The organism is Mesorhizobium sp. M2A.F.Ca.ET.037.01.1.1 (assembly GCF_003998075.1).
GTDB lineage: Bacteria > Pseudomonadota > Alphaproteobacteria > Rhizobiales > Rhizobiaceae > Mesorhizobium.
The window spans coordinates 1-13,804 of the sequence record NZ_RZSA01000041.1 but is presented as its reverse complement, the minus strand read 5'-3'; the positions used below and the strand labels follow the sequence as shown (position 1 = coordinate 13,804).

Here is a 13,804-nt window from a genome sequence, read left to right as displayed (position 1 = left end):
GCTCATGGCAACCCACGACATCAAGAATGTGCCTGTCCTTGACGCGGACAAGATCGTCGGCATCGTCAGCCGCTCCGATCTGATGCGCATCATGCTCCGCACTCTGCCCAAATCAGGTTCTGCGACTGTCGACGACGAGGTCATCCGCAGGAACATTCTTGCCGAGCTGCGGGGGCAGTCCTGGAGCGTCGGCGGCGACCTTATCGGCGTCACCGTCGACAAGGGAGACGTTGAGCTGAGCGGCGCCATCTTCGACGAACGCCAGCGAAAAGCTGCCGTGGTTGCGGCCGAGAACGTTGCCGGGGTCAAGAAGGTCACGGACAAGCTCTTTTGCGCCGGGCCATTCTCGGTGGTGCTTGTCTCCTGAAGACCGTCGCGCTTCCGGCGCACGCACTCAAATCGCGGACAACGGCATCAGGGGGCGAACCAGCAGCAGCGCAAAGACAATGAGCGCCGCGCCGGCGATGGCGTCGGCCATCCTCTTGCCGCCGCTCAACCGCCCGCCCAGCAGCAGCCATATCGATCCGGTCAGTGCCTTGATCACGAGCAGCGCCATCCAGGCGATGCCCAGCGCGGCCGCCTCGATGTCCATCGGCACGATGGCCACGCAATAGATGAACGCCTTCGGGTTGAGGGCATCACAGGAGCCGCCTGTTAGTCGGCCGGGTAGCCAGGGCGGCTCACGGCGGCAACCGATCAAGGCCGCGGCCTCGGCGCTCGATCAACCGATAGACTGCAAACGCGCAATCAAGTCGCCATTGCGGCAATAGGCCGGCGGGTGATCCGCATGCTCGGTTTCGTCGAGCCAGGCCGCGCATTCGTCCTGGTGGCCGCAGGAGCGGCACCGGTCCACGGCGCGATTGGTGACGGCGACGTGATCGGCCACGACCCGCAGCTGCCGGTCGACGCCCGTTTTCTGCATCATGCGTCCCATCAAGGCAATTCTGGCGTCAACGCCCATCAGATAATCGAGAAAGCTCATCTCGCTACACTCCTCAGACGGCAAATCATTGCCATCTCAGGCGGCATGCGACGTTGATCTCGATCAAGGAGCGCTGTCCATTTCGTGGAATTGCTTCGCCAGACGGGCGCCGCTCAAGCATGCCATGGCAGGTGGATGGTCACCGCCAGACCGGAGTTGGCATTGGCCATTTCGAGACGGCCGCCATAGGCTTCGACGATATCCGAAACGATCGCTAGGCCGAGGCCGTTGCCGCCGCCCTTGCTGTCGAGCTGAACGCCACGTACCAGAGCGGCGTGCAGGGCGGCCTCGGGAATGCCCGGCCCATCATCGACGACCTTGATGATCACCTCGCCAGCGCTTGCCGATGCGCTCACATGAACCGCGGAGCTTGCGAAACGCGTCGCGTTCTCCACCAGATTGCCGAGAATCTCGGAAAGATCGCCCTCGTCGACGGGCGCGATGAAATCCTCGGCGGCATCGATGACGAATGAGAGCTGCTTGCCCCTCGGCGTGCGCTTGACGACCGCGACCACGCCACTCGCCACCTCACGGACAAGGCAAGCGGCATCGCCCGAAACACCAGGCGCCAGACGAGCGCGTGCCAACTCCCGCTCGACATGACGGCGAATCGCGCTCGCGCTCTTCTCGATTTCGTCGGCAAGCTCGCTTTCGCCCTTCTTGCGCAGGGTCCGGATGTCGGCGGACAGGACCTGCAGCGGCGTCTTGAGGCCATGCGCAAGGTCGGTGGCACGCGAGCGCGCCCGAGAGAGGGCTTTCTCCTGGGCGTCGAGCAGGCGGTTGATCTCGTCGGCGAGTGGCTGCACTTCGCTCGGCGCGGCCACGTCCAACCGTGCCGTCCGCTGCGCGATCACGTTCTTGACGGCGATCCTCAGGCTTTCCAGCGGCGCCAGGCCGACGGTGATCTGGATGAAGAAAGCTCCCATCAGGGCGGAGGCCAGCACAACGAGGGCCGGCGCAAGGTCACGGACGTACTCGCCAACGGAAACTTCCACATTGCGATGGTCTTCCGCCACCACGGCGCGAAAGGCCCGCCCGTCCGCATCGGTGATCGTGCGAATGACGGCGACGGTGAGCTCGCCGCCGGGCCCCTTGAGTTCTTCCTTCCGCAACTCGCCATTGCCTGCCTGTTTGGGCAGGGCCAGCGTTGCATCCCACAGTGAGCGCGACCGAACGAGGCTGTGGGTGGCCAGGTCTTCCACTTGCCAGTAGTGGCCGGACAGCGGATTGGAGAAGCGTTGGTCGGCCAGCGTGGACGCCACAAACAGACGGCCATCGGCCGTGAAGCTCGTCGCGGCGATCAGTTCGTTGAGATCGTCCGTCAGCTCACTGACAACACGCCTCTCGACGTTCAGTTCGAACAGATAGCGAAGACCGACACCGGCGATGGCAAGGGCGATGACGATCGATATCGCCCTTGCCGACCAGAGCCTGAAACGGATCGAATTGCGCATCAATCCGGCCCGTCGGGGACAAAGTAACCGAAACCGCGACGCGTCTCGATGATCTTGCTGCCAAGCTTGCGCCGCAGACGCGCGACGATGACCTCGATTGTGTTGGGATCGCGTTCGTTGTCGGAACTGTACAGATGCTCGGCAAGCTCGGTTGATGCGACCACACGGCCGGCATGATGCATCAGGAACGCGAGAAGCCGATATTCGAGCGGCGAAAGCGCCACCGGAACGCCGCGAAGCGAGATGCGCATCTGGCGCGTGTCGAGCAGCAAAGGGCCTGATTTCAGCACTGGTGCTGCCTGCCCGCTCGAGCGGCGCAGGATGGCTCGCGGCCGCGCCAGCAGTTCCTCCATTTCAAAAGGTTTCGGGAGATAGTCGTCGGCGCCGGCGTTGATCCCTTCGACGCGCTCGGTCCACAGCCCCCTCGCCGTCAGGATGAGGACGGGAAAGCGACGGCCATTTGCGCGCCAGCGCTTCAGCACCGTGAGGCCGTCGAGCTTCGGCAGGCCGAGGTCGAGAATCGCCGCGTCGTAGTTCTCGACATCGCCCGCAAACCAGGCCGCTGCACCATTGTCCACGATGTCGACAGCCATGCCCGAGGCATTCAGGACCGCCGCGATGTCGGCCGCGATGCGCGGTTCGTCTTCAGCCACGAGGATCTTCATCTGTGGCCTTCATCACCCTTGACACCGCCCACCCCGGCATCGACGTCAACGATCCGGCGCCTGCCGTCGGCGGCGACCACCTGGAACCGATAGATCCATTTGCCTTCGGCACGAATGAGATCGACCGAAACAATCTTGCCGGGAGCCTTGGCGCGCACGATGGCCATGATGTCGGCAAGACCCTCGATTTCGCCGCGCTCATGGAGATCGCGCGCCCGATCATGATCATCGTCGTCATCCTGCGCCCGGACGGGCGACGGCAAGGCCATCACAAGCGCGGCCACGCCCAGAGCTGCCAGGCTCATCGATACGGTTTTCATGGAAGGGAGTTGTCGCATGCGGAAGCTGTCAAACCGCTGTCAATCATCGTCAGCTGGCGGCAAGGGCCGCATATCAATGGCCATCGCGCCCGATGACGACTTTTCGATGCTCGACCTCGATCCGCCGCCATACAGGAAGCGCGCTCTTCCACTTCTAGACCGGTGCGAGTGGCGCCCAGCGGCGGTCATCGAGCTGCCTCCCCGAGCTTAACCCGCGGCGCGGCCCGGTCTGGTCGCGGCTCGATCCAGATGTGGACCAACCGCTTTTCGTCTGCGCTTGCCGCGGCTGCCATGGGCGAAGAGCCAGCTTTTGGTCATTTCCGACACAAGCACATAGAGCGCGGTGATCGCGAGCAGCCCGGCCAGCACCGGTCCTGCCAGGGGCACAAATCCGAACCAGCTTGCAAACGGGGCAAAGGGGATGGCGATGGAGATAATGCCGACGCCGAGGGTCAGGCCCGCGAGCAAATGGCTGGGACGGCTGCGCCACAGCCTTTTGTGGGTCCGCACGACGAGCACAATGGCAAGTTCGGTGAGCACGGATTCCACGAACCATGCGGTCTGAAACGTGGTGGCCGTGGCGTGAACGGCCAGAAGAAGGAAAGCGAAGGTCGCAAAGTCGAACAGGGAGCTCACCAGCCCGAAGCTCACCATGAAACGCCTGACGAAACGGATGTCCCAGTGACGCGGCCTGCGCACCTGTTCGGCATCGACATTGTCACCCGCGATCGCCAGAGCCGGGATGTCGGAGAGGAAATTGTTCAGCAGGATCTGCTTTGCCAGCAGCGGCAGGAACGGCAGGTAGAGCGAGGCCGCCGCCATGCTGATCATGTTGCCGAAATTGGCGCTGGTCGTGATGGAGATGTATTTCATCGTGTTGGCGAAGGTCTTTCGGCCGTCATCGACACCCCGCACCAGCACACCCAGGTCGCGCTTCAGCAAGATGATGTCCGCAGCCTCGCGCGCGACATCCACGGCGGTATCGACCGAGATGCCGATATCTGCTTCGTGAAGCGCCGGCGCGTCGTTGATGCCGTCGCCAAGATAGCCGACGACGTGGCCGCTCCGGCGCAGCGCCTCGACAATCCGCTCCTTCTGGTTCGGATCGATCTCCACGAAGAGATCGGTATGGCGCACACTGGCGAGAAGCCCATTCTTCGTCAGTTTCGACAGGTCTTCGCCGGTCATGATCCTGGCGGACCGGAGGCCCACAGCCTCGGCCAGGTGCGCGGCGACATAGCGGTTGTCGCCGGAAATCACCTTTACGCCAATGCCGCGGTCAGTAAGCGCCGACAGCGTTTTCCGCACCCCCTCTTTCGGGGGATCGAGAAAGAGCAGGAAGCCGGCGAAGGCCATTCCGGTTTCGTCGTCACGGCTGAAGCCAGCCTTGTCCTGAAATCTCCGGATCGCCAGGCCGAGAACGCGATATCCTTGCGCGCTCCAGCGCCTGAATCTCTCGTCGATCGCCTGGCGCTCCGCCGCGCCAAGGGGTGTCAAGCCGTGCGGACCTTGAACGAAGCCACACGCCTCGACGACATTCTGGACTGCTCCCTTGGTGATGAGGATCTGTTCGCGAGAGCTGTCCCGCGCGGCGACGGACAACCGCTTGCGGACAAAATCGTAAGGGATCTCGTCGATCTTGGTGAAACCGGACAGATCCTCGTGGTCATGCGGCGCACTCGCAATTGCCTCGTCCAGGGGATTCTTCAGCCCTGTCTGCAAGGTCGCGTTCAGCAGCGCCCAAAGCAGGACGTCCTTCGAAGCGGTGCCCTCGACATCGAACGATCCATCGAGGTGAATGACGCCCTCCGTCAGCGTTCCTGTCTTGTCGGTGCACAGCAGGTCCATGCTGCCGAGATTCTCGATCGCGTCGAGGCGACGCACGATGACGCCGCTGGCGGCCATCGTGCGCGCGCCTTTGGCCAGGGTGACGCTGATGATCGCGGGAAGCAGTTCAGGCGTCAGGCCGACAGCGAGGGCAAGCGAAAACAAAAGAGATTCGATCAGTGGCCGGTTGAGCATCACATTGGCGAAGAACACCATGATGACGATCGCAAGCATGATCTCGGTCATCAGATATCCGAACATTCTGATGCCTCGGGCGAACTCGGTTTCCGGGATCCGCCGCTCCAAGGCTTCGGCGATCGCCGCGAACTCGGTCCGCGCTCCCGTGGCGACGGCAAGCACCTTTGCCGTTCCGCTGCGAACCGAGGTGCCGGTGAACACGGAGTTGGTCCGTTGCGCGATACCGGCTTCGGGCGCGGAGCGGCCGGCGGATTTCACGACGGGAAAGGTTTCGCCGGTCAGAACGGATTCGCTGACGTTGAAATCCCGCGACTCCAGGACGACGCCATCGACGGGGATGAGATTTCCCGCCGACAAGCAGACGACGTCGCCAGGAACGATGTTCTCGACATCGACAGTCCGTTCGAAGCTGTCCCGAAGCACGGTGGCCTTGCGGGAGATGCGCTGCTGCAGCGCCTCCATGGCACGAGAGGCGCCATATTCCTGGGTGAAGCTGAGGATACAGCTGGCGAGCACAATCGCGCCGATGATTGCTGCTTCATGACCTTCGCCGACGAACACCGACACGGCGGCGGCGAAGACCAGGATCAGGACCAGCGGGCTGCGAAACTGACGCGCGAGCACAGCCAACGCCGATCGGTTCGACCGAGGCACCAGGGCGTTTCGTCCGAATTTGGCAAGCCGGGCCGCCGCATCCGCGCTCAGCAGTCCGGAAGTGGAGGTCTCCAGTTGTCCGACCAGCCGATCGGCTTCAAGCGACCAGTAGGCCTGCTTGGCGATGTCGGGCGCACGGCCGGTCGACTGCGGTTCGGCGGGCCGGACCGCCGCCCGTTCCATCGGATCGGCTCCACCGGTCACCATGGCCGACCGATCAGTTCGACAACAGGCGATTGATATTGCTCTCGCCGATGAGCGTGCGTGTGACGCCGCCGAAGGCCCATTCCCGCAGCCGGCTGTGACCATAGGCGCCGGAGACGATCAGATCGGCGTGGATTGACCGCGCAAACGCCGCCAGCCTGTCGCCATCCGCGTCGCCGGGGATCACTTCGGTTCGCGCCATGATGCCATGCTGCTCCAGAAAAACCGCGACGTCGGCGATGCTGTTTCGCACATCTTCCCCGGACTCGGTTTCCATCGTGGCGACGACCACTTCGTTGGCTTTCGCCAGAAACGGCAAGGAATCGGACAAGGCCCTTCGCGCTTCCCGGCTGTCCTTCCAGGCGACAAGGACGGTCTTGCCCAGTAGATGCTCGGCATTGCCCGCCGTGACCAGCACGGGGCGACCGGCGCCAAGCACGAGGCTACCGACGTCGACGGCACGGAAGACATCCTCCCCGCCCTCGGCGGTCACGATGAGATCGGCCGAGCGGGCCGCAAGGCCGAGAGCGCGGGTCGGGCCGCAAATGTATTGCGTCCATTCGCTGCTGACCGAGCCAGGGACGAGCTTCTCGAAGATATCGCGCAATTCGGCAAGGCGCTTCTCGATCTCGGTGCGCTGGACCTGCATGACCTCGCCTTCGTAGACCAGGCCCTCTCCCGTGGACACCAAAGGCGGGACGTCCGCGGCGGCAAGGCCGACGAGGTGGGCATCGAAGCGCTGCGCCAGTTCCACCGCCAGCTTCACGACCGGCGCGGGGTCTGTATCAACGGCCAGATTGACGATTATCGTTTTATAGGACATGCAGGCACCTCGCTCCGAACGCGGAATGTCTGTCACTTGCATTGTGCGAGCTTGGGGCGCCTTGATACAGATCAAATCGTCACAGCGGCGCCGCTGTTTGGCGGGCGGAATGATGCGTGCTAAATCGTCGGCCGCTGCTGTTTCTCGATCCGGAGACCGCTCGTGAGCAAGACGGAACAAGGCCGGCCAGAAGCAGCCAAGCCATCGCCGCTGGCCGCCCTCGATATCTTGCCGGAACACGAGCTTCTCGCCCTGATGTTCGACCAGGCTCCGGGCTTCATAGCCTTGCTCAGCGAGCCGGACCACGTCTTTCAGCTGACCAATGCCGCGTTTCAGCACTTGATCGGCCAGCGGCAGGTTATCGGCAAGTCGTTTCGCGGGGCCTTGCCCGAGCTCGAGGGTCAGGGATTCTTCGAATTGCTCGATCGCGTCTGCGAAACCGGCGAGCCTTACGTCGGCCGCAGCGCCAAGATCATCCTGCGCAACGATGAAACCGGCCTTGCGGAGGAGCGTATCCTCGATTTCGTCTACCAGCCCGTCAGGGCGAGGGATGGCCAGATCACCGCAATCTTCATTCAGGGCACCGACGTCAGCGATCTGTCATTCGCCAACGCCGCGCTGCAGCTGCGCGAGGATCACCTACGTTCGATCCTGGCGACAGTACCCGATGCGATGATCGTCATCGACGAAGGCGCCAACATCCAATCCTTCAGCACGGCGGCCGAGATATTGTTCGGCTACCAGGCCGGCGAGGTCATCGGACGAAACGTCAAGATGCTGATGCCCTCGCCATACCGGGAGGAGCACGACACATACCTGCAGCGATACCTGACAACGGGAGAACGCCGCATTATCGGGCTCGGCCGAACGGTAACCGGGATGCGCAAGGACGGATCGACCTTTCCGATGGAACTCTCCGTCGGCGAAATGCATCCGGGAACAGGGCGCTTCTTCACCGGCTTCTGCCGCGACCTGACGGAGCGCCACAGGACGGAAGCCAGGATGCAGGAACAGCAGCAGGAGTTGCTTCACATGGCGCGTTTCACCGCCCTTGGCGAAATGGCCTCCACATTGGCGCATGAGATTAACCAGCCCCTGACGGCGATCACGAACTATCTCAAGGGTAGCCGCCGTCTCCTCGAAAAGAGCAAGGACGAGAATGCCACAATGTTGCGGGAAGCCGTGGAGAGGGCCGCCGAACAGGCGTTGCGCGCCGGCGACGTCATCCGCCGTCTCAGGGATTTTGTCGCCAGGGGCGAAAGCGAGCGCCAGGTGGAACGCCTGTCGGCGCTCATCGAGGATGCTTCCTCGCTGGCCCTGGTCGGCGCCAGGGAAGCGGATGTACGTGTCAGTTACGATCTCGATCCGTCGGCCGAACTGGTCTTGACCGACCGAATCCAGATCGAGCAGGTATTGCTGAACCTGATGAGAAACGCCGTGGAGGCCATGCAAGGCGCGCCCCGCCGCGAATTGCACGTCGTGACCAAGGCGCGACATGACGCGATGGTGGAGATCGGCGTGATCGACACCGGCCCGGGGCTGGCGCCCGAGGTTTCTGCCCAGCTTTTCCAGCCTTTCGTCACTACCAAGAAGCAGGGAATGGGAGTGGGTCTGTCCATTTGTCGCACTATCGTCGAGTCGCATGGTGGTCATATTTGGGCCGAGTCGATGCCCGGCGGAGGAACGGCATTTCGGTTCACCTTGCGTGCCGTAGAGAAGGACGAGGTTGCCCGTGGCTAATGATGTCGTTCATGTCGTCGATGATGACGTCGATGTTCGCAAGTCGCTGGGTTTTCTTCTTGCGACAGCCGACTTTGCCGTGCGCCTCCATGAGTCGGCGACCGCATTCCTGGCACCGGAACCGAAGGAGATCGACGGCTGCATCGTCACCGATGTGCGTATGCCCGGCATTGACGGCATCGAGTTCCTGCGGCAGCTGAAGGCGCGCGGCCTGAATGCGCCGGTGATCGTGATGACAGGTCATGCCGACGTGGCCCTCGCCGTGCAGGCGATGAAGGAGGGCGCTGCCGATTTCATCGAGAAGCCATTCGACGATCAGGTGCTGATCGATGCCATTCGTTCCGCCCTGGACCACCGCAGCCAGCCGATCGCGGCGCACCCGCAATCAGCCGGAATTCGAAAGAACCTTGCGACGCTGTCGGAGCGGGAGCGCCAGGTGCTCGACGGCCTTGTTTCGGGACTACCGAACAAGACGATTGCCTATGATCTCGGGATCAGTCCGCGGACCGTTGAAATCCATCGCGCCAATGTCATGAGCAAGATGGGCGCCAGCAGCCTCTCGCATCTGGTGCGCATGGCCTTGATCGCCGATCCGAAGAGCTGAAGCGGATTGAAGCGACGCGGTTCAAGTCCTTGCTTCCGCTGCATGCCGCCCTGAAAAGCTACACCCCAGAGGGCGCGCATCAGTGCGGAATCTGCAGGAAGCCAAGCTGGTGCTCCTCCGGATTCCAGACACGCCAGTGGGTCGGACGGATGTCGACCCGCGCCCCGGTCGCGACATTCTTCCAGCCCACCGGCGCCTTCTCGCAAGGGAACACGAGCGCGTGCACGCCATCGTCGTCGATGACGGCCAGTTCGAGGTTGCGGCCGGGTGGCGCGCTTGCGATCGGATTCCACATTCGGCCAGTGTGATCGAAGATTCGCTCCGCGCTTTGATTTGAGTCAGATTTTCCGGCCAGGAGGCCTCTTGGCGCGATCCGGCGTCCATCGAACGAGCCTGGTTCGGGCTCTTTGACCCCAATCGTTCCTTCTTGCGGCTTGTTTGACGCGGATCAACGATGGCTGCTCATACCGGTGCTTTGATGCCGGTCTCGACAGGTCGCGCATGAATTGCAGTGCGGTCGCATCGACCCCGTGTCAAACGCGGACGTCGCGAAGCGGATGGGTCAGTTCAGCGAGGATGCCTGTCGAGCAGGTCCGCCGACCTCTGTCTGGCGCGTGCTGGAAGACCTGCGGTGAAAGAGCGGAGGCGGCGGTACTTGTTGCCCAATCCACCTTTGAGGAGAAAAGCCATGGCTGAAGCCGCTACCAAACTGCCCGTGAGAACCGAGAAGAACGTTCCCGCCCGATCGGATAACTGGGCGGGGCCTTTCGAGAGCCTGCGACGCGAAATCGACCGGCTTTTCGATGACTTTCATCCCTTCGATTTCCACTTGCCCGCTACCCGTTCGCTGTTCGGCAGGGACTTCCCCGCGAAGTTGCGCGGCGAGTGGCCGGTGGCGCCGGCGATGGACTTGGTGGAAAAGGCCGATGCGTATGAGATCACGGCCGAACTGCCGGGCATCGACGAAAAGAACGTCGACATAAAGCTCGCCAACAACGTGCTGACGATCAAGGGCGAGAAGAAGGAAGAAAAAGAGGAAAAGGAGAAGGACTACTATCTCTCGGAGCGCCGCTACGGCTCCTTCCAGCGCTCGTTCCGGCTGCCCGAAGGTGTAAACGCCGACAAGATCGACGCCAGTTTCACCAAGGGCATTCTGACTGTAAAGCTGCCGAAGACGGCCGAAGCGCAGAAGGCCGAGAAGAAGATCACCGTCAAGGCTGCCTGAAACCACGGATGATCATTTCCTCAGTGCATCGGGCCGGTGCACTGAGGAGCCTTCCCCGCAACCAGGCCTCATTTCTCTGGATCCGAAGGTTTCCCTGCGGCCTCGGCTTGATGCTCCGCGATTTCGAGCTTCTGCCTCTCGCGTGCAAGCAGGTTCTCGATCACCCGCCGCTTCTGCGGGTCGGTTTCCGCGGCAAGCAAGTCTTCGAAATGGGCAATATTAGCCCGTGCAATGAACCGGTCCACGACTACCCTCAATGCAGGCTGTTCATCATTCCTACTCCAAATATCGCGGTCATCCACTTTTTTTTGTGAAACACAAGCCCGCGGGCTGAAGCCACCTCCAGTCGCATTGTCTCGACCGCCGGAGGCATCCCGGAATTGACATAGCTCAAAGTGAGGTCCTCGCATGCCTCGTATGGTGTCGGCCAGGTAGGTCAACGCGCTACCCAACACGGATTTCGGCTGCACAGGAGCTCGACATGAATTACCAGCGGTTCTTCGAGGATGCGATCGACCAGCTCCACGCGGAGCGGCGCTACCGCGTCTTCGCCGACCTTGAGCGCATGGTGGGCAAGTTCCCGCGCGCCATCTGGCGTTCCAACGGCCGCGCCCAGGAAATCACCGTCTGGTGCTCCAACGACTATCTCGGCATGGGCCAGAACGAGGATGTGATCGCCGCCTTCCAGACCGCGGCCGGCAAGATGGGCTCGGGCGCCGGCGGCACCCGCAACATCTCCGGCACCTCCAACCCGCTGGTCGAGCTGGAGCGGGAGCTCGCCGACCTGCATGACAAGGAGGCAGGGCTCGTCTTCACCTCCGGCTTCGTCTCCAACGAGGCCTCGATCTCGACCATCGCCCGGCTTTTGCCCAACTGCCTGGTGCTCTCCGACGAGCTCAACCATGCCTCGATGATCGAAGGCGTGCGCCGCTCCGGCGCAGAAAAGAAGATCTTTCGCCACAACGACGTCGCGCATCTGGAAAGCCTGCTGCAGGCGGCGGGGCGCGAGCGCGCCAAGCTGATCGTGTTCGAGAGCGTCTATTCGATGGACGGCGACATCGCGCCGATCAGAGAGATCGTCGAGCTGGCCGAGCGCTACAACGCCATGACCTATATCGACGAGGTGCATGCGGTGGGCATGTACGGACCGCGCGGCGGCGGCATCACCGAACGCGAGGGCCTTGCCGACCGCATCGACATCATCGAGGGAACGCTGGCCAAGGCCTTCGGCACGCTGGGCGGCTACATCACCGGCACCAGTGCGGTGATTGACGCGGTGCGCTCCTATGCGCCGGGCTTCATCTTCACCACCGCGCTGCCGCCGGCGATCGCGGCCGCCGCCACCACCTCGATCCGCCACCTGAAGCGCTCGCAGGCCGAGCGCGACGCGCAGCAGCGCCAGGCGGCGCGCACCAAGCAGGTGCTTGCCGTGGCGGGCCTGCCGGTGATGGAATCGGCCACCCATATCGTGCCGGTGCTGGTCGGCGATCCCGAGCTCTGCAAGATGGCGAGCGACCGGCTGCTTGGCGTGCACGGCATCTATATCCAGCCGATCAACTATCCGACGGTGCCGCGCGGCACCGAGCGGCTGCGCATCACGCCGACGCCGTTCCACTCCGACGCGCTGATCGCCGAATTGCAGGATGCGCTGGTCGAGACCTGGGATGCGCTCGGCATCCCCTATGCCGGCTCAGGCCGCCCCGCCGTCGCCAAGACCGATCGGATCATCCCGCTGCTGGTGAACAAGGCAGGCGGCTGAAATCCGGGACGTTGAACTTGTCCGGAGCGATGCGCCGTTCCCAGCAAGGGCAGCTAGGGAGAACCAAAACAGTCGAAGGATGAGGAGGATGACACACGCAGTTTCACACACTTCGATCACACATGCCGCCGAGCAGACGCAGCAATGGGTGAACGAGCTTGCCAGGGACCTGGATTGGAATGAGCAAAGCGCATTTCGCCTGCTGAAAGCGGTCCTGCATACCTTGCGCGACTGGCTTTCGCCGGAGGAAATGGCCGACCTGTCGGCCCAGTTGCCGACGCTGATCAGAGGCATCTATTTCGAAGGGTGGAACCCGGCCGAACCGACGTGGGAACGCAAAAAGAGCGACTTCGTCATTTGCGTCCGCAACAGCTTTGGCTACGAGCCGGAGGTCGACACCGACAAGGCGATCGTAGCGGTGTTCAGGCTTCTCGACCGGCATATTTCCCACGGTGAGATCGTCCAGGTCCGAAACTCGATGAAGAAGTCACTGCGCCACCTGTGGCCGGAGGAATGACGATGTTTCGCGATCGCCAGGAGGCGGGGCAGAAGCTCGGAGCATCGCTGGACCTGCTTCAGCTGAAGGACCCGATTGTGCTCGCCTTGCCGCGAGGCGGCGTCCCTGTGGCTGCCGAGGTAGCCAAGGCCCTCAAGGCGCCGCTGGACCTCGTGATCGTTCGAAAGGTCGGAGCGCCGGGCAATCCGGAACTGGCCGTGGCCGCCATCGTGGACGGCGAGCCTCCCGACGTCGTTCTCAACCGGGAAATCGTGGAGGCATACGCCCTCGATGACGGCGCGCTTCGTGTCCTGATCGCGCAGGAGCGCCCCGAACTGGAACGGCGACGGGCGGTATATCGTGGGAAAGACCTGCCCCTGTCGGTGGCGGGCAAAACGGTGATCGTCGTTGACGACGGGGCGGCGACCGGAACGACGATGAAGGTCGCCATTCGCGCGTTGAAGCGACGTTCGCCGCGCAAGATCATCGTCGCTCTTCCCGTGGCGCCGGTGGACACCGCGGACGAGCTCTCGCAGGAAGCGGATTTGATCTGCCTCAATCAGCCTGCACGTTTTCGGGCGCTGAGCTATTATTACGGCAACTTCCCGCAGCTCTCCGACAACGAGGTTCTGGATATCATGGCCCTCGCCCGCGGAAATGCCGACGAAAGAAGGCGCTCCGGCCAGCACACCGCGAAAAGATCGCGGCGCGAGACCGATAGCTAGGTGTGGAGCCTCAACAGGTTGTCCTCGGTTAGAGCGAGGCGACTGATAGGTGTTTTGGACTTTAGGCTCCCGTGGGGACGGTGCCAATTGTATCTGTGCAGCCAGACCGGCAACTCTGCGGCGCGGTG

The 13,804-nt window shown here is 62.7% G+C and carries 16 protein-coding genes and 1 pseudogene; 7 read left to right on the top strand and 10 right to left on the bottom strand.

Going from position 1 to position 13,804, the window contains the following annotated elements:
- The coding region (locus EOA27_RS03995; RefSeq protein ID WP_127255516.1) for a BON domain-containing protein at positions 1-367 on the top strand (367 nt) is incomplete at its 5' end.
- A 27-nt stretch (positions 368-394) separates the two neighbouring features.
- Here the strand turns inward: EOA27_RS03995 and EOA27_RS40315 are convergent.
- The 7 genes from EOA27_RS40315 to EOA27_RS03960 all read right to left on the bottom strand — a co-directional run bounded on the left by EOA27_RS40315 (position 395) and on the right by EOA27_RS03960 (position 7,127).
- Positions 395-607, bottom strand: coding sequence for a hypothetical protein (locus tag EOA27_RS40315; protein WP_127250423.1), 213 nt, complete (start codon positions 605-607; stop codon positions 395-397).
- A gap of 114 nt (positions 608-721) precedes the next feature.
- Positions 722-982 carry a DUF6455 family protein gene (locus tag EOA27_RS03985; RefSeq protein WP_126079237.1) on the bottom strand — a complete coding sequence of 87 codons (261 nt, stop codon included), beginning with the start codon at positions 980-982 and terminating at the stop codon, positions 722-724.
- A gap of 113 nt (positions 983-1,095) precedes the next feature.
- Positions 1,096-2,436, bottom strand: a complete 1,341-nt coding sequence (locus EOA27_RS03980) for a HAMP domain-containing sensor histidine kinase (RefSeq protein ID WP_126079238.1) — start codon at positions 2,434-2,436, stop codon at positions 1,096-1,098.
- Complete coding sequence (locus EOA27_RS03975; RefSeq protein ID WP_126079239.1) at positions 2,436-3,101, bottom strand: response regulator transcription factor; 666 nt, start codon at positions 3,099-3,101, stop codon at positions 2,436-2,438. Before EOA27_RS03975 ends, EOA27_RS03980 begins: the two co-directional genes overlap by 1 nt.
- Positions 3,098-3,421 (bottom strand): PepSY domain-containing protein, encoded by a 324-nt coding sequence (locus EOA27_RS03970; RefSeq protein WP_189343251.1) that lies wholly within the window; start codon positions 3,419-3,421, stop codon positions 3,098-3,100. Before EOA27_RS03970 ends, EOA27_RS03975 begins: the two co-directional genes overlap by 4 nt.
- Positions 3,422-3,628: 207 nt before the next feature.
- Positions 3,629-6,283 carry a magnesium-translocating P-type ATPase gene (gene mgtA, locus EOA27_RS03965; protein WP_245467252.1) on the bottom strand — a complete coding sequence of 885 codons (2,655 nt, stop codon included), beginning with the start codon at positions 6,281-6,283 and terminating at the stop codon, positions 3,629-3,631.
- Positions 6,284-6,317: 34 nt separating this feature from the next.
- Positions 6,318-7,127, bottom strand: a complete 810-nt coding sequence (locus EOA27_RS03960; RefSeq protein ID WP_126083549.1) for a universal stress protein — start codon at positions 7,125-7,127, stop codon at positions 6,318-6,320.
- 255 nt (positions 7,128-7,382) lie between these two features.
- On the opposite strand from EOA27_RS03960, the gene EOA27_RS03955 reads away from it, so the two are divergent.
- Both EOA27_RS03955 and fixJ read left to right on the top strand, forming a co-directional pair.
- Positions 7,383-8,867: a PAS domain-containing sensor histidine kinase gene (locus EOA27_RS03955; RefSeq protein ID WP_126079242.1), complete on the top strand. Its 1,485-nt coding sequence runs from the start codon at positions 7,383-7,385 to the stop codon at positions 8,865-8,867.
- On the top strand, positions 8,860-9,471 hold the full coding sequence (gene fixJ / locus EOA27_RS03950; RefSeq protein WP_126062679.1) for a response regulator FixJ: 612 nt from the start codon (positions 8,860-8,862) through the stop codon (positions 9,469-9,471). Before EOA27_RS03955 ends, fixJ begins: the two co-directional genes overlap by 8 nt.
- 79 nt (positions 9,472-9,550) lie before the next feature.
- On the opposite strand, the gene EOA27_RS03945 is transcribed toward fixJ, so the two are convergent.
- A complete protein-coding gene (locus EOA27_RS03945; protein ID WP_126079243.1) occupies positions 9,551-9,766 on the bottom strand; it encodes a hypothetical protein in 216 nt (71 codons plus the stop codon).
- 393 nt (positions 9,767-10,159) lie between these two features.
- On the opposite strand from EOA27_RS03945, the gene EOA27_RS03940 reads away from it, so the two are divergent.
- The gene (locus EOA27_RS03940) at positions 10,160-10,696 is read left to right on the top strand and encodes an Hsp20/alpha crystallin family protein (protein WP_126079244.1); all 537 of its coding nucleotides are present in this window, start codon (positions 10,160-10,162) and stop codon (positions 10,694-10,696) included.
- A gap of 68 nt (positions 10,697-10,764) precedes the next feature.
- Here the strand turns inward: EOA27_RS03940 and EOA27_RS03935 are convergent, their stop codons facing one another.
- Positions 10,765-11,136, bottom strand: a complete 372-nt coding sequence (locus tag EOA27_RS03935) for a hypothetical protein (protein ID WP_126079245.1) — start codon at positions 11,134-11,136, stop codon at positions 10,765-10,767.
- A gap of 41 nt (positions 11,137-11,177) precedes the next feature.
- On the opposite strand from EOA27_RS03935, the gene hemA reads away from it, so the two are divergent.
- From hemA to EOA27_RS03920, 3 genes are all read left to right on the top strand, one after another.
- A complete protein-coding gene (gene hemA / locus EOA27_RS03930) occupies positions 11,178-12,455 on the top strand; it encodes a 5-aminolevulinate synthase (RefSeq protein ID WP_127255514.1) in 1,278 nt (425 codons plus the stop codon).
- Between the two features lie 148 nt (positions 12,456-12,603).
- Positions 12,604-12,972: a DUF2267 domain-containing protein gene (locus tag EOA27_RS03925; protein WP_245467253.1), complete on the top strand. Its 369-nt coding sequence runs from the start codon at positions 12,604-12,606 to the stop codon at positions 12,970-12,972.
- A gap of 2 nt (positions 12,973-12,974) precedes the next feature.
- Complete coding sequence (locus EOA27_RS03920; RefSeq protein ID WP_126079248.1) at positions 12,975-13,676, top strand: phosphoribosyltransferase; 702 nt, start codon at positions 12,975-12,977, stop codon at positions 13,674-13,676.
- Here the strand turns inward: EOA27_RS03920 and EOA27_RS03915 are convergent.
- Positions 13,673-13,804 (bottom strand): annotated as a pseudogene (locus EOA27_RS03915) (IS481 family transposase); the annotation flags it as partial. The gene EOA27_RS03920 and the pseudogene EOA27_RS03915 sit on opposite strands and share 4 nt — an antisense overlap.